General features: G+C 62.5%; 21 protein-coding genes. 10 read left to right on the top strand and 11 right to left on the bottom strand.

All coding sequences use genetic code 11. The features are described 5' to 3' along the window. Positions 1-21: 21 nt before the first annotated feature. The 3 genes from ACQKRQ_RS31130 to ACQKRQ_RS31140 form a co-directional block, all read right to left on the bottom strand. Positions 22-1,362: an MFS transporter gene (locus ACQKRQ_RS31130; RefSeq protein ID WP_427481337.1), complete on the bottom strand. Its 1,341-nt coding sequence runs from the start codon at positions 1,360-1,362 to the stop codon at positions 22-24. A gap of 64 nt (positions 1,363-1,426) precedes the next feature. Then, positions 1,427-1,990 carry an isochorismatase family protein gene (locus tag ACQKRQ_RS31135; protein ID WP_427481338.1) on the bottom strand — a complete coding sequence of 188 codons (564 nt, stop codon included), beginning with the start codon at positions 1,988-1,990 and terminating at the stop codon, positions 1,427-1,429. A gap of 16 nt (positions 1,991-2,006) precedes the next feature. Further along, on the bottom strand, positions 2,007-2,459 hold the full coding sequence (locus ACQKRQ_RS31140; protein WP_427481339.1) for a MarR family winged helix-turn-helix transcriptional regulator: 453 nt from the start codon (positions 2,457-2,459) through the stop codon (positions 2,007-2,009). A gap of 287 nt (positions 2,460-2,746) precedes the next feature. Here ACQKRQ_RS31140 and ACQKRQ_RS31145 point away from each other — a divergent pair, with 287 nt between their 5' ends. From ACQKRQ_RS31145 to ACQKRQ_RS31155, 3 genes are read left to right on the top strand one after another with little or no spacing between them, the layout of a single operon-like run. Further along, entirely contained in the window at positions 2,747-3,208 is a 462-nt protein-coding gene (locus ACQKRQ_RS31145) for a VOC family protein (protein ID WP_132382545.1), read from the top strand. Between the two features lie 3 nt (positions 3,209-3,211). Beyond that, positions 3,212-3,550, top strand: a complete 339-nt coding sequence (locus ACQKRQ_RS31150) for an ArsR/SmtB family transcription factor (RefSeq protein WP_132382547.1) — start codon at positions 3,212-3,214, stop codon at positions 3,548-3,550. Further along, entirely contained in the window at positions 3,547-4,044 is a 498-nt protein-coding gene (locus tag ACQKRQ_RS31155; RefSeq protein WP_427481340.1) for an SRPBCC family protein, read from the top strand. The genes ACQKRQ_RS31150 and ACQKRQ_RS31155 overlap by 4 nt, the downstream gene beginning before the upstream one ends. A 29-nt stretch (positions 4,045-4,073) precedes the next feature. Here the strand turns inward: ACQKRQ_RS31155 and ACQKRQ_RS31160 are convergent, their stop codons facing one another. Both ACQKRQ_RS31160 and ACQKRQ_RS31165 read right to left on the bottom strand, forming a co-directional pair. Then, complete coding sequence (locus ACQKRQ_RS31160) at positions 4,074-4,685, bottom strand: LysE family translocator (RefSeq protein WP_427481341.1); 612 nt, start codon at positions 4,683-4,685, stop codon at positions 4,074-4,076. 17 nt (positions 4,686-4,702) lie between these two features. Further along, complete coding sequence (locus ACQKRQ_RS31165; protein WP_427481342.1) at positions 4,703-5,350, bottom strand: VTT domain-containing protein; 648 nt, start codon at positions 5,348-5,350, stop codon at positions 4,703-4,705. 138 nt (positions 5,351-5,488) lie between these two features. On the opposite strand from ACQKRQ_RS31165, the gene ACQKRQ_RS31170 reads away from it, so the two are divergent. Continuing rightward, positions 5,489-6,016: a GNAT family N-acetyltransferase gene (locus ACQKRQ_RS31170; RefSeq protein ID WP_132382555.1), complete on the top strand. Its 528-nt coding sequence runs from the start codon at positions 5,489-5,491 to the stop codon at positions 6,014-6,016. A gap of 176 nt (positions 6,017-6,192) precedes the next feature. On the opposite strand, the gene ACQKRQ_RS31175 is transcribed toward ACQKRQ_RS31170, so the two are convergent. The 5 genes from ACQKRQ_RS31175 to ACQKRQ_RS31195 all read right to left on the bottom strand — a co-directional run bounded on the left by ACQKRQ_RS31175 (position 6,193) and on the right by ACQKRQ_RS31195 (position 11,241). Next, entirely contained in the window at positions 6,193-7,254 is a 1,062-nt protein-coding gene (locus tag ACQKRQ_RS31175; protein ID WP_427481343.1) for an alkene reductase, read from the bottom strand. A gap of 86 nt (positions 7,255-7,340) precedes the next feature. Beyond that, positions 7,341-7,643, bottom strand: coding sequence for an ArsR/SmtB family transcription factor (locus ACQKRQ_RS31180; protein WP_132382559.1), 303 nt, complete (start codon positions 7,641-7,643; stop codon positions 7,341-7,343). 206 nt (positions 7,644-7,849) lie between these two features. Then, positions 7,850-8,773 (bottom strand): ATP adenylyltransferase family protein, encoded by a 924-nt coding sequence (locus ACQKRQ_RS31185; RefSeq protein ID WP_427481344.1) that lies wholly within the window; start codon positions 8,771-8,773, stop codon positions 7,850-7,852. A gap of 49 nt (positions 8,774-8,822) precedes the next feature. Then, positions 8,823-9,308 (bottom strand): adenosine-specific kinase, encoded by a 486-nt coding sequence (locus tag ACQKRQ_RS31190; RefSeq protein WP_132382561.1) that lies wholly within the window; start codon positions 9,306-9,308, stop codon positions 8,823-8,825. Positions 9,309-9,540: 232 nt separating this feature from the next. Next, positions 9,541-11,241 carry a 3-(methylthio)propionyl-CoA ligase gene (locus ACQKRQ_RS31195; protein ID WP_427481345.1) on the bottom strand — a complete coding sequence of 567 codons (1,701 nt, stop codon included), beginning with the start codon at positions 11,239-11,241 and terminating at the stop codon, positions 9,541-9,543. A 315-nt stretch (positions 11,242-11,556) separates the two neighbouring features. Between ACQKRQ_RS31195 and ACQKRQ_RS31200 the strand changes: the two genes are divergently transcribed. The 3 genes from ACQKRQ_RS31200 to ACQKRQ_RS31210 all read left to right on the top strand — a co-directional run bounded on the left by ACQKRQ_RS31200 (position 11,557) and on the right by ACQKRQ_RS31210 (position 16,867). Beyond that, the gene (locus ACQKRQ_RS31200) at positions 11,557-15,015 is read left to right on the top strand and encodes an adenylate/guanylate cyclase domain-containing protein (protein WP_427481346.1); all 3,459 of its coding nucleotides are present in this window, start codon (positions 11,557-11,559) and stop codon (positions 15,013-15,015) included. A 96-nt stretch (positions 15,016-15,111) separates the two neighbouring features. After that, the gene (locus tag ACQKRQ_RS31205) at positions 15,112-16,161 is read left to right on the top strand and encodes a patatin-like phospholipase family protein (RefSeq protein WP_427481347.1); all 1,050 of its coding nucleotides are present in this window, start codon (positions 15,112-15,114) and stop codon (positions 16,159-16,161) included. Positions 16,162-16,252: 91 nt separating this feature from the next. Continuing rightward, positions 16,253-16,867 carry an HD domain-containing protein gene (locus ACQKRQ_RS31210; RefSeq protein WP_408432033.1) on the top strand — a complete coding sequence of 205 codons (615 nt, stop codon included), beginning with the start codon at positions 16,253-16,255 and terminating at the stop codon, positions 16,865-16,867. A 33-nt stretch (positions 16,868-16,900) separates the two neighbouring features. On the opposite strand, the gene ACQKRQ_RS31215 is transcribed toward ACQKRQ_RS31210, so the two are convergent. Next, positions 16,901-17,824 (bottom strand): LysR family transcriptional regulator, encoded by a 924-nt coding sequence (locus tag ACQKRQ_RS31215; RefSeq protein ID WP_132382569.1) that lies wholly within the window; start codon positions 17,822-17,824, stop codon positions 16,901-16,903. Positions 17,825-17,936: 112 nt separating this feature from the next. Here ACQKRQ_RS31215 and ACQKRQ_RS31220 point away from each other — a divergent pair, with 112 nt between their 5' ends. From ACQKRQ_RS31220 to ACQKRQ_RS31230, 3 genes are all read left to right on the top strand, one after another. After that, complete coding sequence (locus ACQKRQ_RS31220) at positions 17,937-18,920, top strand: aldo/keto reductase (RefSeq protein ID WP_427481348.1); 984 nt, start codon at positions 17,937-17,939, stop codon at positions 18,918-18,920. Between the two features lie 34 nt (positions 18,921-18,954). Further along, entirely contained in the window at positions 18,955-19,164 is a 210-nt protein-coding gene (locus ACQKRQ_RS31225) for a hypothetical protein (protein ID WP_427481349.1), read from the top strand. Positions 19,165-19,329: 165 nt separating this feature from the next. Beyond that, positions 19,330-19,710, top strand: coding sequence for a LysR substrate-binding domain-containing protein (locus ACQKRQ_RS31230; protein ID WP_132382573.1), 381 nt, complete (start codon positions 19,330-19,332; stop codon positions 19,708-19,710). Positions 19,711-19,715: the final 5 nt, after the last annotated feature.

Genomic DNA, 19,715 nt, shown 5'->3' on the forward strand with positions numbered 1-19,715 from the left:
TGAGGGAGCGGCAACGGCCCCTTAAACGCCCGAAGACGAATCTTCCTCCGCTTCGCTCAAGACAGCGTTTTGCAAGGCAATAGCGGCGCTGACGTATGCGGGCCCCTGACGCGGATCGTCGACGCTATAGCGCAGACGTCTGCCGTCCGTATACACGCGGAACTGGCGGTATTTCACCAGGTAGAGCAAGCCGACGACCGCCGCCGCGAATCCCGAAGCCGCGCCTACGCCGAGTGCCCAGCGCGGGCCGAAACGGTCCGCGACCCAACCGACGACCGGCGCGCCGAGCGGCGTGCCGCCCAACGCAATCGCCAGCAGAATCGCGATCACCCGGCCGCGCATGACGGGGTCGGTGGTCAGTTGAACGAGACTGTTGGTGGACGTCGTGAAGGTTTGCGTCGACACGCCGATTACCATGAGTGCAATGCCGAACAGCACGGAAGTCGGCATTAACGAAGCCACGGTGCAGCCCACGCCGAACACGCTCGCCGCGCCGAGCAACAGCGCCATGCGCGGTTTGGCCCGACGCGCGGCGAGCAGCGCGCCGGTCACGGAGCCGATCGCCATGGTCGAGCTCAACACGCCGTATTCGCTCGCACCCGCATGGAATGCGGTGACCGACATCGTCGAGATGAAGATCGGGAAGTTCAGGCCGAATGTGCCGATCAGGAACAGCATCAACAGCGCGGCCTTCAGGTCGGGCCGCGTCCACACATACTTGAAGCCTTCCACGAAACTGCCGCGTGAGCGCACCGCGCGGGGCTTCAGATGCAGTTCATTCAACCGCAGCATGCGCAGCGAACCAAGCACGGCGACAAAAGACAGCCCGTTGATGAGAAACACCCAGCCGGTGCCCACCGACGCGATCAGCAGTCCCGCGACCGCCGGCCCGATCATGCGCGCGGCGTTGAACGAGGTGGAATTCAGGCCGACCGCGTTCGACAGATCGTCCTCGCCGACCAGATCCGATACGAAGGTCTGGCGTGCCGGCGAGTCGAACGCGGTGACGCAGCCGAGCAGTCCCGCGAACACATAGACGTGCCACAACTGCACGAGCCCGGTGACGGTCAGAATACCGAGGCCCAGTGCGCAAGTACCCATGGCTGCCTGGGTGGCGAACAGCAGTTTGCGACGGTCGAAGTGATCGGCCGCATAACCGGTGAGCGGCAACAGCAGCATTTGCGGGCCGAACTGCAGCGACATGACGATCCCCACGGAGGTCGCATTGTGACGCGTGAGTTCCGTGAGAACGAGCCAGTCCTGCGCCGTGCGCTGCATCCACGTACCGATGTTGGAGACGATCGCGCCGCTCGCCCAGACCCGGTAATTGAAATTGCGTAGCGAACGGAACGTGCCTTTCACCGGGCTGTTTCCATGTGCGGGGTTAGGCCGGCGCGCAGACTTCCAGCTGTGATCGAACCCGGCATCATGCGCGCGAGCGCTCGAGCAACTCGAGGACTTCCTGGGTCGTGCCGGTTTCGCCGAGACGCGGAAAGATGCGCGTGATGCTGTTGGTGTGAGCGTCCGCATTGAGATCGGTCATGGCGTCGACGACGAGCGTGACGTTAAAGCCGAGTTCGTTGGCGTAGCGCGCGGTGGATTCGACACCGATGCTGGTGGCCACGCCTACGAGCACCACTTGCGTAACGTCTTGCTCGCGCAGATAGGCTTCGAGATCGGTGTTCGTGAACGCGCCCCAGGTGCGCTTGGTGACCCGATGATCCGACGGCTGCGCGTTGAGTTCAGGCACGAGGTCCGCGAAACCGGCCGGAAAGTCGCCGGCATGGCGCGCCTGTTCCGCGCGGCCCGGCGCGCCGCCGGTCACGTTGACGAGCACCACGGGCAGGCCGTGGCGGCGAAACGCGTCGGCGATGACGGCCGAGCGCTTGACGACGTCGCCAGTGGGATGCGCGGTGGGCAGCGCGACAATGCCTTGCTGCAAATCGACGACGATGAGTGCGGTCTTTGCGTCGAGCGTAGTGAATGCCATGAATTGCTCCTGAGAGTTATGAGTCGATGAGGCGTTTGAGTAAGTCGACGCCGGTAGCGAGTTGTCGTTGCTCGGCCGCCGAGAAGCGCGTCTGGATGGTGCGAAACAGCCAGTCTTCGCGCGCCGCGCGGCTTGCCTTGATCTTCTTGCGAAAGGCGGGTGTGAGGGAGAGGACCGTTTGCCGCCCGTCGTTCGGATCGGGCGCGCCGCTGACGAGGCCGGCGGCTTTCAGAACCGAAAGCGTTTCGCCCATGGATTGCGGACGCATGCCGTGAGCACGCGCGAGCGCGGTGACCGTTGCCGGACCTTCGCGCTCCAGCAAGCCGAGGACCTGCACTTGTGAAGGAGTGAAATCGCCCAGATGCGACTCTTCGCGCAAGCGGCGGCGCAGTTTGCCGACCAGCACGCGCAGCTCTTCCGCCATGGCGTGCAGGGTTTCGGTATCGGCCGGTAAATCGCTCTTGCTCATGCCATGACAGATGTGAAGGTTACCTGCGAAGGTTACCTTCGTATCTGGTTGAAGTCAAGGTGAGAGGGTGGCGTGGGGAGAATGAAAGGAGGGCGAAGCGTGCGCCGTTGGAGGCGGTATCAGGCTGCAAAGTCAGTTGTGCTCTTTGCGAAGACACGTTCGTATCTGGCGTCCGCATCGACCGACTCATGTGCGAAGGGCAGTGTTATGCATCTCGTCCTTGCTTTCTCGATTTGTTTAACTATAGTGTTAAATATCAACCGTCAGGTTTACAAAAGGAGACAATCATGAGCGAGCCGCTGCATCGTCCTTCGCTGGGATCCGCGGTGTACTACAAAGACCCGTTTGCAGCGCTCGACTGGCTCGAGCGGGCGTTCGGTTTCGAGCGCCAGATGGTCATCACGGACAACGACGGCCAGTTAGGCCACTCGGAAATGCGTTTCGGCGACAGCTACCTGATGGTCTGCCGCGAATGGTCGGAAAACGCGGCCAGTCCGGCGTCGATCGGCGGCAAGAACACGCAGTCGGTGCACGTGCAATTGCGTGACGGCATCGACGAGCATTGCGCCCGCGCGCGTGCCGCGGGCGCCGTGATTACGCGCGAACCGGAGGATCAGTTTTACGGCGACCGTGTCTACGCCGCCCGCGATCCGGAAGGGCACGTGTGGAGCTTCGGCCAGACGGTTCGCACCGTGTCGCGCGAGGAAGCCGAGCGCGTCAGCGGTCTGAAGATCGAAGGATGGGTGTAACGCATGGCCCTGCCCGCGAGCGCCTCGCTCGACCGCACGCTGGCCGCGCTAGCCGACCCGAACCGGCGGCAGGTGGTCGATCTGCTCAGCCGTCAGCCGATGCGCGCCGGCGAACTCGCGCAAGCCACCGGCCTGTCGCCTCAAGCGATGAGCCGGCACTTGCGTGTGCTGCGTTCGAGCCAGTTGATCGAAGAGTCGCATGACGGTGTCGATGCGCGCGTGCGCCTTTACGTGCTGCGCTCGACGCCGATGGCCGAGTTAAAGGCGTGGCTCGAACAGACCGAGGCCATGTGGGCCGGGCAATTGCTGTCGTTCAAAGCGCATCTGGAGGCACAGGGATGAGTTCGCGCGTGCAGGTGTCGTTGCGCGTGGCCGCCTCGCCGCAACGCGCGTTCGACGTTTTCACGCGCGAGATCGGCGCATGGTGGCGGCCCAATCAGCTCTTTCAGTTCACGCCGCAGAGCGCCGGCGTGTTGTCGTTCGAACCTGCTGAGCAAGCGGGCGGTCAGGGGCGCCTGATCGAGACGCAGGCGGACGGCAGCGTCTTCGAGATTGGCCGCATCACGGTCTGGGAGCCGGGCGAGCGCCTCGCGTTCGGCTGGCGTCAGGCCAGTTTCAGCGACGCGCAGCACACGCACGTCGAGGTTCGTTTCGAAGCGGTGGGCGACGAAACACGCGTGACCGTTGAACATCGCGGCTGGGATACCGTGCCGCAGGAACACGTGGCGCGCCATCACTTTCCCGATCGCGTGTTTCTGCTGCGGCACGGCGAATGGTGGCAAGCGTTACTGGCTTCACTGCGAACGGCCGTACAGGCGTCCGGACCGACTGGCTGAGCGCTCGGGCGTTCCAGCGACGCAAAGCCTCAGCGCGTGGCGATCGCGGCCGCGACGCCCGCCATCACCGTCGCGCTCGCGCGGTTGGTGATCTTCACGGCGCGCCGCGTGGTGAGCAGCTTGCGCGCTCGCGTGGCGAGCAGCGCCCAGCCGAAGTCGACGGCCATCAGCACGATCAGCATGGTGAGCGTGAGTTCGAACCACGCGACGGTGCCGATGCGCGACACGTCGATGATGGTCGGCAACAGCGCGAGGTAGAACATCATGATCTTCGGATTGCCGAGCGTGACGAGCAGACCCGCCACGAACATGCGCCACGGCGAGCGGGCGCTCGGCAACTCGCTGCCTTGCACGTCGGCCGGCGCGCGCCACATCTTCCAGGCGAGAAACAGCAGATACGCCACGCCGATGAATTTGAGCACCACGAACACCATGCCGAAGCTGCGCGCAATCACCGCAAGTCCGGCCACCGCGCAGGTGAGCCAGAGCGCCTCGCCGATCCACATGGCGGCGAGAAAGGGCAGCACGTCGCGAAAGCCGTTGGTCAGCACGCGCGCGACCAACGCGGCGATACTCGGCCCCGGCGTGCCGGCCGCGACGATCAGCGCGAGGGCGAAAACGAGCAAGGCGGTTAGCGTCATGACGATCTCCACGAATTTCAGTGCGCGCGCAAGCGCCGGTTGACGAAGCGCCACACTCCGCTCACGAGTAGCGAGCCGACGCCGAGCGCGACGCCCAGCAGCACGATCGAACTCATATGATCGCGCACCAGCGGCACATTGCCGAACAGATAGCCGGCCGCCACCAGCGATACGATCCACAGCGCCGCGCCCGCCGTGACGAACGACACGAAACGCGCGAACGTCATGCGCGAAACGCCCGCGACGAACGGCGCGAAGGTACGCACCACGGCGATGAACGGTGACAGCAGGAAAGTCAGTCCGCCGCGTGCTTCGTAAAACGCATGCGCCTTGCGCAGCGCGTTCTTGTCGAGCCAGCGATAGTCGGCGGTATAGACTTTCTCGCCGATCGCGCGCCCGATCGCATAGTCGACGATGCTGCCCGCCACTGTCGCGGCGAACAGCACCGGAATCACGAGCCAGACGTTCAGCGCGCCGGTGGCCGCGAGACCGCCGCAAATGAAGATCAGCGGATCGCCGGGCAGGAAGAATAGCGGCAGGAAGCCAATTTCGACGAACACGACGAGAAACAGCATCGCGTAGACGGCGGTGCCGTATTGCACGATCAGGCCGCTCAGGTGCTGGTCGAAGTGCAGGGCGACCTGCAGCACATGCATAAGATCCATCTTGGGTCGAAGGGAAATTCAGATCTTCAGGAGTTTAGTCCCGCAGCGGCGCGCTGACTTGTCTATTTCTCGGAGGTGATGTCAATATCGGTGCGTGTCGTCGAGAATAACCACCACTACACACCAGCGAAAACGCCCATGCAACACGCCACCGCTGTCACCTTCCGCTTTGCCGGGCCGCACGATGCGAACGCCATCCGCACGATCGAATTCGAAGCGGGGCAGCGCTTCCTCAGCGTCGATATGGCGGGCATCGCGGATGCGCCGCCGATGGACCTGGAGCTCGTCGAGCGCAAGATCGCGGCGCGGGAGATCATCGTTGCCGTGGCTGCCGATGCGACGTGTGCCGGTTTCGTGATGTTCGAGCCGCAGCCCACGCGCATCTACGTGCAGGAACTCGATGTGCTCACCTCGCACACGGGGCAGCGCATCGGCGCGGCGCTGATCGAGCAGGTCGCGCAAATTGCGCGCGCACAACGACTCACGCAACTGATTCTGTCGACGTTTCGCGAGGTGCCGTGGAATGCGCCGTATTATCGGCGGCTCGGGTTTCGCGATATCGAAGAAGCCGAACTCGACGCGGCATTGATCGCGCGGCGCGACGCGCATATCGCGCGAGGACTCGACGAATCGAAGAGGGTGTTCATGCGGCGTGATCTTGCGTGATATGCGTGCTTTTTTCAGCCATAAAAAACGCGGCGGATGTGACCGGAACATATCGTTCATGTCACACCCGCCGCGCGGTTTTTAGCGTACTGCCGTGCATTTGCCGCTTTGACTCAGCGGCTTAACCTCCGTCGACCCTACGCATAGCTTCGCTTTTTTACAGCTTGCTGCAAGGCTTATTCCACGGTTTCCAGCGTCGGATAATCGATGTAGCCAGTTTCGCCGCGTGCATAGTACGTTGCCGGGTTCGGCTTGTTCAACGGCGCATTCGTGGCGAAGCGGCGCACCAGATCCGGATTCGCGATGAACAGTTGACCCCACGCCACCGCGTCCGCTTCACCTGCGTCGAGCACCTGTTGCGCGGTTTCCTTGGTGAACTTTTCGTTCGCGATGTACGGGCCGCCGAAGGCTTTCTTCAGTTGCGGGCCGAGACGGTCGTCGCCGAGCGCCTCACGTGCGGCGATGAACGCGATCTTGCGCTTGCCGAGTTCGCGGGCCACATAGCCGAAGGTGCCGGCCGGATCGGAATCGCCCATGGCGTGCGCATCGCGACGCGGCGCGAGGTGCACGCCGACACGATTCGCGCCCCACACGTCGATACAGGCGTCGGTGACTTCGAGCAGCAGACGCGCGCGGTTTTCGATCGGGCCCCCGTAGGCGTCGGTACGCTTGTTGGTGCTGTCCTGCAGAAACTGGTCGAGCAGATAGCCGTTCGCGCCGTGCACTTCGACGCCGTCGAAACCGGCTGACTTCGCGTTTGCCGCGCCTTTGCGGAAGGCTTCCACCACGCCGGCGATTTCATCGAGTTCCAGGGCGCGCGGCGTCACGTAGGGACGCTCCGGACGCACCAGGCTCACGTGGCCTTGTGCCGCGATCGCGCTCGGCGCGACCGGCAGTTCGCCGTTCAGGAACAGCGGGTCCGAAATACGGCCGACGTGCCACAGTTGCAGAAAAATCTTGCCGCCGGCGGCGTGCACGGCGCTCGTGACGAGTTTCCATCCTTCGACCTGCTCCTGCGACCAGATGCCCGGCGTCTCGGCATACCCCACGCCCTGCGGCGTGACAGATGTCGCTTCGCTGATGATCAGGCCGGCGCTCGCGCGTTCAGCGTAGTACTTCGCCATCAGCGCATTCGGCACGCGGATTTCTTCGGCGCGTTGGCGCGTGAGCGGCGCCATGATGATGCGGTTCGGCAGCGTGATGTCACCAATTTGCAGCGGATCGAAAAGAGTCGGCATATGAGTTCACCTTTGGCCGAGGGCGCGCGGCCCGAGCCGAAAAAAACTGCTTGATGAAAGAAGCGCGGCACTGCGAATAACAGCGCCTAGAACTGCGTGTTCATGTGCTCGAGGAACGCCTGGATGACGGCCTCGTTGCGTTTGAAAAACACCCATTGACCCACCCGCTTCGACGTGACGAGGCCCGCGCACTGCAAAGCCGCGAGGTGGGCCGACACGGTGGACTGCGACAAGCCGCAGTGTTCGTTGATCTTGCCCGCGCACACGCCGTAATCGAGCGGCAGTTCCTGGTCGCCGAAATGCGCGTACGGCTCGCGCAGCCAGCCAAGAATCTCCCGGCGAACAGGATTGGCAAGCGCTTTGTGAATCGCGTCGATGTCGAGCGTCATTGGGTGGGTTTCAGGGTCATCAACAACAGCCAGGTGAGGGCGCCGGTTGGCGCCCTCACGGCTGCATCGCTACAGGACGAATCATATATCGGATTTTGACGATATGCACGAAGGCACTACTGGCGGTGGGGGTGATAGGTGTGGACGCTCGACAAGGCCCTACTTTTCGACGTACCTCCGATCAGATGAGATGCCACATCGACCCACTATCGCAGACCGGTCGCGGGGAGCGCGACCCGCTGCAGCGCGGCCATCGGGCCGAGCCGCTCGATCACTTGCGTCTGCGCCGCGTCGCGCACGAAGAGCGATCCGGCGAATCCCAATGCGTTGATTGATACGCCCTCGACACGCTCTTCCGACCTCGGTACGAGCAACATCCATCGGCGTGTAACGAGCAGGTTGTACGGGGCCGATTGACGAAGTTCACCGTTTGACTCGACCGGTCGGACGCCGGCGGCTTCGAGCAGAGCACGGTAGCAGGAGAGGACCGACTGCGCCGCAGCCACGGAGATCGCGGCGCCGGGTTCGAGGTGCGCGAACGCATGCCGGAATGGCAGGCCTGGTACGCATTGCGGCAGACCATCGGCAAGGGTGGTTGCGAGAACGGGCTCGATGGGCACCGGCGGTTCAGAGTCGCCGAGCGGCAGCGGCATGATTTGCAGATGCTTGTGCGCCTGACTCGCGCCCGCGGCAGCGCCTGCATTGTAGAAACCGATGCCGTCGAACTCGGCCATGCAGGCAATCAGCGACTCGAAGTCGGCCAGGTTGAGGAGCGCGTCCTGCGGTTCGAAATCACGGGTAACGATCAGCAGATGATTGTCGATGACATTGAACTTGTTGAGCAAAGCCAGATGCGTGTCGGAGATATCTGCGACAAAGAGATCCGGCTCGTAGGGAAGGAATGGATTCTCCGATGGGCGCTCCCCGCCATGAAGCTTTTGCGTTTGCCGGCGCTGCTGCTCCTTGCGGTTCAGGCTCGAGACCTGCCGCACGATAAAACGGATGCCGCCGCTTTCAATCACCTCCTGGAAGGTTTCGATCTGTTGCAGCGCGCCGCAGCGCAGCGCGTGCGCGGTCTGGCGCAGCATGGCAGGCCACAGGGTTCCCGGTTGAAGGCGTCGATTTTCCATGGCTCGTTGCGGAGACACGTTCGTCATTGGGCACGCTCATCGATTGCCGCTAAAGCTTGTAACCGATCGTGCGCAACAGATCCTTGCGCCATTGCACGTCTTCCTCGCTTTCGACGCCGAGCGGCGAGAATCCATCAATCACGCCGACGATGCCACGGCCCTGGTCCGTTTCCGCGATCAACACCTCGACGGGATTCGCTGTTGCACAGAAGATCCGGCATACCTCGGGCACCGCCTTGATCGCGTTCAGCACGTTGACCGGAAAAAAACCGTCTCCGAGAAAAACAAAGAAGCTGTGGCCCGCGGCGACGCTCATCGCGTTTTTGCAAGCCATCTCGACCAGGCTTTCCTCGGTGCCGGAGCGGCGCACGAGGCGCTTGCCTGATGCCTCGCAGAACGCCAGGCCAAACTTGATGCCGGGCACGGTGCCAACCATTGCCTCGTGAATATCCTCGACGGATTTGATGAAATGGGTTTGCCCGAGGATGAAGTTAGTCGTTTCGGGCTTGACGATTGTGACGGCGGACAATTGCATATCGGACCTCGCTCCGTTGCGACAGCACACTGGTAAAGACGCGCAGACGAGCGGCAATTGTGACTTCAGAGATTTGCGCCAGCCAGTCCACCGCTTTACCCCCATCTTCTAGGCTAGTACTAACCGCCCTTCAGCGGAAGCACAGTTCGCCGATGAGGTCTCGCCAGCCTGCTGTTTTCTCGTTACCAGCCGGCATTCATGTCTGGCGCGGTCCTTTGACAGCCTCTTTCAATCATTCGGGTACATGCGTTGACCCAGAGCCCGCCGTAACCTCATCGGTCAAGGGACAGTTCTGAACTTTGCGTGCCGACGGCAATATGTAATGGCGGAACTGCTCACGCAGCTTCAGCTTGTGCAGCTTCCCGGTTGCGGTGTGGGGCAGCTCGTCGACGAAGACGACATCGTCGGGAATCCACCACTTGGCGACCTTGCCTTCGTAGAATCCACGCAGCTCGTCCTGGGTCACATCGCTATCGGGACGCTTGACGACCACCAGCAGCGGCCGCTCTGTCCATTTCGGATGCGCACAGGCAATACACGCCGCTTCCGCCACCGCGGGATGCGCAACTGCCACGTTCTCGATGTCGATCGAACTGATCCACTCGCAGCCGGACTTGATCAGGTCTTTGCTGCGATCGGTGATGCGCATGAAGCCGTCGCGATCGATCGTCGCGACGTCACCCGTCGCAAACCAGCCATCGACGAGCGGCGACGTATCGTGGCGGAAATAACGGTCGATCACCCACGGCCCGCGCACATGCAGATCGCCGAACGCGACGCCGTCCCACGGCAATTCGCGCCCGCCGTCGCCAACGATCTTCATGTCGACGCCATAGATCACATGCCCTTGCTTTTCGAGCAGCCTGCGCTGCTCGTCGGGCGAGCGCTGCATCTGCTCCCAGTTGAGTCTTGCGAGCGTGCCGAGCGGCGACATCTCCGTCATGCCCCAGCCATGGATGGCCTCGACGCCATAGTCGTCCCTGAACATCCTGAGCATCGCGGGCGGGCACGCCGAGCCGCCGATTATCGTGCGCTCCAGCGACGAGAAGCGCACGCCCGCTTCGCGCACGTAGTTGAGCAGCCCGAGCCACACGGTCGGCACGCCCGCCGAACACGTGACGCGCTCGGCTTCCATCAGCTCGTAGAGCGACTTGCCGTCGAGGTCCTTGCCGGGGAACACGAGCTTCGCGCCGGTCAACGGCGCGCCGTGCGGAATGCCCCACGCGTTCACATGGAACATCGGTACGACGGGCAGCACGGAATCGCGCGCGGACAAGCCCATCGCGTCGGGAAGCGATGCGCCTAGCGCATGCAGCACCGTGGAACGATGCGAATACAGCGCGCCCTTCGGATTGCCTGTCGTGCCCGACGTGTAGCAAAGATTCGAGGCGCTTCGCTCGTCGATGAGCGGCCAGTCGAATTGACCGTCCATCTCCGTGAGCAACGCTTCGTAGCACGATGCGTCCGTCGACATGCGCGGCCTATGCGCCTCGTCCGTCATCGCAATCCAGCCGCGCACGTTCGGACATTGCGGCGCAAGCATATCGACGAGCGGCGCGAACGTGAGGTCGAATAGCACATAGCTGTCGTCGGCGTGATTGACGATATACGCGATCTGCTCGGGAAAAAGCCGCGGATTGATCGTGTGGCAGACGGCGCCGAAGCCTGTCGTGCCGTAGTACGTTTCCAGATGCCGGTAGCCGTTCCATGCGAGCGTGCCGATTCGGTCACCCGCTTCGACGCCAAGTGCGATGAGCGCCTGCGCGAGTTGCTTTGCGCGCCGCTCGCAATCGCGATATGTATAGCGATGCACGTCGCCCTCGACGCGCTTCGACACGATCTCCGTCGTGCCGAAGTAGCGTGACGCATGCGCCAGCAACGAAGAAACCGTCAGCGGCACATCCATCATCTGTCCATGCAGCGGTGTCGTCATAGCCGCGTCTCCCTGCTGTTCTCAACGCTTCGCTTTGGCACTCGAAGGCTGACTCTTCGTGCTCGAATTGACCGGCTGATGCTTCTATTGGCCTCTGACTTAACCCACGCAGCAATCCCGTTCAGTGATTCAAGATAGGCTAGCCCTGGACCTGTTGCAAATGGCTAACGAGAATATTGCCAGCCTCGATGGCGCCTTCCGGGACGAAGTCCCTTATTCGGCTAATTAACGATACGGCCCTGGAGGGCGCTCTTGTCGCAACCGGGTCCTGCGCCTAATGTTTAGAAGCAGGCACGGGACAAGGGAAGGGATCGTATGCGCTGCACAAACTGCGGATTCGAGAATCCCGCTGGGGCCAGCTTCTGTGAAGCATGCCGTGCCATGCTGGCACGCACGTGTCCGCGCTGTGGACAAGAGGCGGGGTCTTCCGCGAAGTTCTGCAGCGAGTGCGGCGCGCCGCTGACTGATGGGCCCGCGGGGGCGTCCGCGCAGTCCCGGTCCGTTTCAGAGCCGTCCCCGGCGCCTGTCCATTACACGCCACACCACCTTGCCGAGCGCATCCGCGCCGAGCAGGCGGCCATGGAAGCACGGGGCGAAATCGCTGGCGAGCGCAAGACCGTCACGGCGCTATTTGCCGACATGGCGGGGTCCACGGCGCTGGTTCACGACCTGGACCCGGAAGAAGCCCAGCGCCTGATCGAGCCCGTCGTCGCGCTGATGATGGACGCTGTTCACTACTACGAGGGCTATGTCGCCAAATCGCTGGGCGACGGCATCCTGGCGTTGTTCGGCGCGCCCATCGCCCACGAGGACCATCCGCAGCGCGCGCTGTATGCGGCGCTGCGGATGCAGCATGCGATGCGCCGCCACGGGGATCGGATTCGTCTGGAAAAAGGCATCCCACTGCAAATTCGCGTCGGCATCCACACCGGTGAGGTCGTCGTGCGTTCGATCCGCACGGACGACCTCCACACCGATTACGATCCGGTCGGCCACACGATCCACATCGCGTCCCGGATGGAAGGGATCGCCGCCCCTTCGTCGATTCTGGTGAGCGAGAGCACATACAAACTCGCCACGGGCTATTTTGAATTCAAGGCGCTGGGGGCCACCCAGGTCAAAGGGGTCCCCGAGCCGCTCGTCGTGTATGAGGTATTGGGTCCCGGCGCGTTACGCACGCGCCTGCAACTGTCGGCATATCGCGGCCTTGCCCGATTCGTGGGCCGGCAACTCGAACTGGACCACTTGCATGCGGCGCTGGAGGAGGTAAAAGAGGGGCGCGGACGGGTCGTCGCAGTGGCAGGCGAGGCCGGGGTCGGCAAGTCGCGCCTGTTCCATGAGTTCAAGGAGCGCTCTCAGGGCAATCGTGTGTTGCTGGAGACGTTTTCGGTTTCGCACGGCAAGGCCTTCGCCTATTTGCCGCTCATCGAGCTATTGAAGAACTATTTCCAGATCACCGCTCGCGACGACGAGCGGCAGTGTCGGGAAAAGGTTATGGGCAAGGCGTTGACTCTCGAGCGAAGCTTCGAGGATCTCGTGCCCTACCTTCTCTACCTGCTAGGCATCGGCGAGCGAGGATCGGCGCTCGCGGAAATGGATCCGCAGATCCGGCGTGACCGGACCATTGACGCGATCATCGAGCTTCTCACGCGGGAGAGCCGCGACCAGCCGATCGAGTTGTTGTTCGAGGATCTGCAATGGCTGGACCGCGAGACCGAAGCATTTCTCTTGAGCCTCATCGACCGCGTGGCGAATTCACGGATCCTGCTGCTGGTGAACTACCGGCCAGAGTATCAGCCTGTCTGGGAACGCGTGGGCCATTGCAGCCAGTTGCGACTCGAACCGCTTGGTCCGGCGGAGGCCCAGGGATTGCTCTCCGCGCTGCTTGGAGACGATCCCACCCTCGTAGCGCTCAAACAGCTCATTTTGGAGAAGACGGAGGGCAATCCCTTCTTCATGGAGGAAGTCGTCCAGACGCTGGTCGAAGAGAAAGCGCTGCTGGGCGAGCCCGGCCGTTTCCGGATCGAGCACACCCCGGCTGCGCTGCATATTCCGACCACCGTGCAAGGTGTGCTGGCCGCTCGCATCGACCGGCTCCCTGTCGCGGAGAAGGACTTGCTGCAGGCGCTTGCCGTCCTCGGCAAGGAGTTTTCATTCAGTCTGGTCCAACGCATCTGCGAGGGGCCGGGCGCCCCGACCGATGACGCGTTGCGGGAGCTGCTGGCCCGGCTGGAGGCCGCGGAATTCATTTACGAGCGTCCCGCGTTTCCGGAGGTCGAGTATTCGTTCAAGCACGCGCTGACCCAGGAAGTCGCCGGCCGGTCGCTGCTGACTGAGCGCCGTAGCGCCCTGCACGAGCGGGCGGCGCAGGCCATCGAGGCGCTGTTCTCCACCCGTATCGCGGATTACTGGAGCGAATTGGCGCATCACTACAGGCTGAGCGGCAATGTCCCGAAGGCCGTGGAATACCTGCACCGCACCGGGCAACAGGCGCTCGAGCATTCCGCCCATCTGGACGCGATGCGCCATCTCGGCGCGGCGCGGGAGTTACTCGAGCATTTGCCTGACACGGCCGAGCGCGCTCAGCAGGAACTGACGCTGCTGCTCTCGCTGGGGCCCGCCTTGGTGGCCGTCCGCGGCTATGGCGCGCCGGAGGTCGTGGCGGCGTACACGCGCGCGCTGACGTTGTGCGAACGGATCGGCGAGACATCGAAGATCTTCCCGGTGCAACTGGGACTGAGGACCTATTACCAGCTGCGCGCGGAGTACCGTACCGCGAACGAACTGGGAGAGCGGCTGCTGCGCATGGGACGGCAGATCGGGAAACCGGCCTTGCTGGTGGAGGCGCATCTGGCGCTCGGGTCAAGCCTGTTTTTCCAGGGCGATCTCGAAGCTGCCCGCGTCCACCAGGAACAAGCGCTGGTTTTCTATTTCCAGGAAAGGCACGAAGAGCAGGTCTACGACCACGTGATCGATCCGGGCGTGCGCGCCCTGAACTTTATGGCCTGGACCCTGTGGCATCAGGGATACCCCGATCAGTCGAGCAAACGGAGTCAGGAGGGGCTTGCACTGGCCCGGAAATATAGCGGCGGTTCGAGCCTCGCGCTGACATTGGCCTACACGGCGCAACTGCATCAGTTTCGCGGTGATGCGACGCTGACCCGCAAGTACGCGGAGGCCGTCGTGTCGCTCGCGGCCGAGCAGGGGATGTCGTTCTGGCTCGCGTGGGGAACGATTCTGCGCGGCAGGGTGCTGTGCCAGCAGGGAAGCCTCCAGGAGGGAATTGCGCAGATGCGCGAGGGAATGGCCGGCTACCGGGCGACCGGGGCCGAAATGGGGTATTCGTACTTTTTGGCGCTGCTCGCCGACAGCTACCGGCAAGCGGGCGAGACGGATGCGGGCCTCGGCGCGATCGCCGAAGCGATGGCGATGGTGAGCCGTTCAGGCGAGCACTGCTACGAGGCGGAGTTGCATCGGATCAAAGGGCATCTGCTGCTCGTCGCGTCGGGTGCTCGCATCGGCGATGCCACCCGCGCGGAAGAAGCCGAGGACTGCTTTCATCAGGCGATCGCAGTGGCCCACCATCAGGGCGCCAGGTCGTTCGAATTGCGGGCCGCATCGAGCCTCGCCCGTTTGTGGCAATGCCAGGGCAAAACGGCGGACGCGCGCCAGGCGTTATCCGAGGCCTACGGCAATCTGGCAGAAGGCTTTGACACCGCCGACATGCGAGAGGCGAAAGCCTTGCTCGATGCGTTGGCGTTGTGCGAGGGGTGAACGATCGATGATACGTGGCGCCGACTGGCGTGTGATTGACCGGCGCACCGCGCCGGGCGAGTGCTACCGAATCCGCAGTGACCCAGGAGACGGGAAATGACGACGAAGAATACAAGACGTCGCGGCGATGACGAGCACAAGCCGGTCGCGCTGGCTTTGCAAGGTGGCGGGATGCACGGTGCGTTCACGTGGGGCGTGCTCGACCGGCTGCTCGAGGACGGCAGGCTCGCGATTGAAGGGGTGAGTGCGACCAGCGCCGGCTCGATGAATGCCGCGGTGCTCGCGTACGGGCTGCTGAAAGGGGGCGAGGACGGCGCACGGCAGGCGCTGCACGACTTCTGGTACGCCGTGGCGCAATCCGCCGAGCGTTACAACCCGTTGCGCTGGATGCCGTGGCTGAAAGGGACGCACAGCTTCGGGTTCGATCATTCGCCGTTATATGCGTTCGCCGACATGGCGCTGCGGATTTTCTCGCCCTACCAGTTCAATCCGAACAATCTCAATCCGCTGCGCGAGGTGCTCGACAGTCAGGTCGACTTTACCGCGTTGCGAAACCAATGTCCCATCCATCTGTATCTGTGCGCGACCAACGTCGAGACGGGGAAAATACGCCTCTTCACGGGCGAGGATATCTGCGCGGACGCGGTGCTTGCATCCGCGTGCGTGCCGACGCTGTTCCAGGCGATCGCCATCGACGGTGAACACTACTGGGACGGCGGCTACATGGGAAATCCAGCTATCTACCCGTTGATTTACCACTGCAATACGCGCGATGTCGTGATCGTCCACATCAACCCGCTCGTTCGCCGGGGCGTGCCGATTACGGCTGCCGACATTCTCAACCGCATCAGCGAAATCAGCTTCAATTCGTCGCTGATGCGTGAGATGCGCGCGATCGCCTTCGTCACAGATCTGATTCAGCATGGCAAAGTGGATGGTAACGAGATGAAGGAGATGCTGATCCATTCCATTCGATCCGACGAGGCAATGTGTGCGCTCAGCGTGTCCAGCAAGTACAACGCCGATTGGGATTTCCTTTGTGGACTGCGCGATAACGGGCGGCGCGAGGCCGATGCGTGGCTCACGCATCACTACCGGAACGTTGGGCAACGCTCGAGTATCGACATTCGCGAGGAGTTTCTGTGAGCATTGCGAGTCGATCGCCGCACAGCAACGAGGTCGCGATAGGCACGGCACCGGACGCTCACGCGTCGGCGCATGGTGCAAAGGGGCGGGAATGAGTCAGACGCAGGCGCGCTTCATCGCATTGTGGTCACGCAGCGGCGGCTTGCGCGCCGAGGCCGCCTATGCTGAGCTGGCGCAGCTATATGCCGAACCGGCGCGCTATTACCACACGCTGCGCCATATCCGCCGCTGCTTGCGCGATCTCGACCTGGCGCGTAGCGCGATTCCTCATCCCGATGTTGTGGAGCTTGCGCTGTGGTGTCACGACGTGATCTACGTTCCCGGCGCGCGGGACAACGAGCAATGCAGCGCGGACTGGTTCCGGCAATGGGCAGATGACCGTATCGCTGCGGGCGGGCGTATCTGCGAAATGATCCTGGCGACGAAGCATACGCGTGTGCCGGCCGGATTGGACGACCGCTTTGCCTGCGATATCGACCTCGCGGTGCTGGGTGCTCGACGCAATCGTTTTCGCGAGGACGGGGTGCGCCTGAGAGCGGAACGTCCCGACCTCGACGACCGCGCCTACGACATGCACGAACGGACGATTCTGGGCAAGCTGCTGGCACGTCCGCGCATTTACTACACCGATTTTTTTCATGCCCGCTGCGAAACGAGCGCGCGGAGCAATCTGATATGGAGGCTTGGCCTGCCAGTGCCGCGATGACCGTGAGGTGGCGTCCGTCAACAGTCTTTGCGGTCAAAGCGCGGACGGTGTGTCTTTCATATCGCCTTCGGCCCACTCCCGAACTGCATTCGCAAATAATCGAAGTGCTGTTGGTGGGTGGCGATTCGCCGGGTAGTAAAGGCAGAGCCCAGGAAATGATGGGCTCCACTCAGTGAGCAACTGGACGAGGCGCCCCGACTGTACGTGCTCGGCTGCAATGTAATCCGGAATCCACGCAATACCTATCCCGTTGAGCGCTGCCTCGATCATGAGGTTGAGGTTGCCGAGCGTCATCGGACCATCGACATCGATGCTCGCGCTCTTTCCGCGACGTTCGAGATCCCATCGATACAGGGCGCCGCTCTCGAAACGAAAGCGGATGCATCGATGTTGCGCAAGATCATGGGGCGCCTGAGGCGCGGGATGTTGCCGTAAATAGTCCGGCGATGCCACGGCCGCGAACCGCATATCGTCTCCGAAGCGCACGGCGATCATGTCGCGTGGAACGTCTTGCAGCACGCGAATGCCCGCGTCGAATCCATCGGCAACGATATCGACCAACCGCGTATCAACGACGATTTCGATATGTATGTCCGGATATCGCGTCAGGAAGCCCGGCAAGACGCCGCGCACGAGCGGTTTTGCCGCGGATTCAGACGCGCTGATGCGAATCACGCCCGACGGACGGTCGCGCGTGGAAGCCGCTTCGCTCACAGCGCTTTGCAGATCGGCGAGGGCGGGACCTACGCGCCGCAGCAACCGCTCTCCTGCCTCGGTGAGCGCGACCGAACGCGTCGTCCGGTTGAACATTCGCACGCCCAGACGCGCTTCGAACGCACGCATGGCATGGCTGAGCGCCGACGGCGACACGCCCAGGTTACGCGCGGCCGCACTGAAGCTGCGCTGATGCGCGATCTCCACGAAGATCGTCAGATCCGAAAGACCAGCTTTCTGCATAGTTGAGAGATGTTCATAAGCCCATGCAATTGTAGGCCGATTGTTGAGTCCATCACAGCAGACTAAGCTTCATCTTTCACATGCCATTTGGCGATCCGAAGGAGATAGAGCAATGCAAAAGCGCAAGCTTGGTAACGGTGGACTCGAGGTGTCGGCGCTCGGTCTAGGTTGCATGGGGCTCAGCTTTGGTTACGGGCCGGCCGTCGGGAGAGCCGACGGCATCGCACTCATCCGTTCGGCGTTTGAGGCGGGCGTGACGTTTTTCGATACGGCAGAGTGCTACGGCCCGTTCGTCAATGAGGAACTGGTGGGCGAAGCGGTTGCGCCGTTTCGTGACCAGATCGTGATCGCGACGAAGTTCGGGTTCCAGGACGGCGATTCGAAGAATCCGTCCGACTGCCGTCCCGAACGCATCCGCGCGGTCGCGGAGGCCTCGTTGAAGCGGCTCAAGACCGATCGTATCGATCTCTTCTACCAGCATCGCGTCGATCCGAACGTTCCGATCGAAGATGTCGCGGGAACCGTGAAGGACCTCATTCGGGAAGGCAAGGTCAAGCACTTTGGTTTGTCGGAGGCGGGCGCTCAGACGATCCGCCGTGCTCATGCCGTGCAACCGGTCGCCGCGCTGCAAAGCGAGTACTCGTTGTGGTGGCGCGAGCCGGAGCAGTCCGTGCTCCCAACGCTCGATGAGCTCGGTATCGGCTTCGTTCCTTTTAGCCCGCTCGGCAAGGGGTTCCTGACCGGCGCGATCAACCCGGGTACCGAGTTCGCCTCGAACGATTTTCGTAACGTCGTGCCGCGGTTTTCCGAAGCGAATCGCAAGGCGAATGCGGCGCTCGTCGACTTGCTCGGCGAGATAGCGGCCGGAAACGGCGTGACGCGCGCGCAAATTGCACTTGCCTGGCTGCTTGCACAAAAGCCAGGGATCGTGCCGATTCCGGGCACCACGAAGCTGCATCGGTTGAAAGAGAACGTGGGGGCCGCAGCTGTGGAGTTGTCGGCGGACAATCTCGCGGCGATCGAATCAGCGTTACAGCATGTTCAAATTGCCGGCGAGCGCTATCCGGCGCATATGCAGCAACGTATTGATCGCTAACGCAAATCGATCGAACAGGTGACGAGGACCCGATATGCAGCAAGTGACTCTGAGCAATGGCGTCGACATGCCTATCCTTGGCTTCGGCGTCTATCAGATACGCGATCACGATGAATGCGAGCGTTACGTGATCGACGCGATCAACGCGACAACGCGATCAGCGCGCTGCAGTCCGCGTCCGCACCATGCGGGCACCTATTGGCGCACAATGATCAACCCACGGGTGCCTGCACCGCAGGTGTGAAGGTTCGCATCACTCGCCAGCGTATGGTCGGAAGATCGCCCGACACAGTGACGCGGACATAGCAGCCGGAGTAACGTCCGGCCGCCCGTGGCCACCTCGTCGCTCGCGAGGATCGGCAGGAGCATGGCGACGACAGCCCGGAGCGCGTCCAGGTTTTGCTGACGGATGGACCGGCCGGGCTACATTTCGACTCGGTGCCGCTACGATCGAGATAAAAGACGCAGGCCTGGGGAGCGTGAATTCCGGTTGCAGAACGCCCGCTTCAAGGTCAACGTACCCGATGCGATGGCGGCCGCCTTGCACGAAGGCATGGGTATCGGTGCGCTGCCGACGTTGACGATAAGATCGGCGTTCAAGTCCGGCTCGTTGATTAGAGTGCTGCCCGACTATCATCTTCAGCTGCTGAATATTTACGCGGTCTATGCATCGCGCCAGTACCTCGACGCGAAGATCAGAACATGGATTGATTTCTTGCGGGAGTCGATCGCACAAGCGTTAAGCGCCGACGAGGCTGCATTCGGAACCACGCCCGTCAAGCTATCCTGAAGAAC

This window comes from Paraburkholderia sp. NPDC080076 (assembly GCF_050281145.1).
GTDB lineage: Bacteria > Pseudomonadota > Gammaproteobacteria > Burkholderiales > Burkholderiaceae > Paraburkholderia.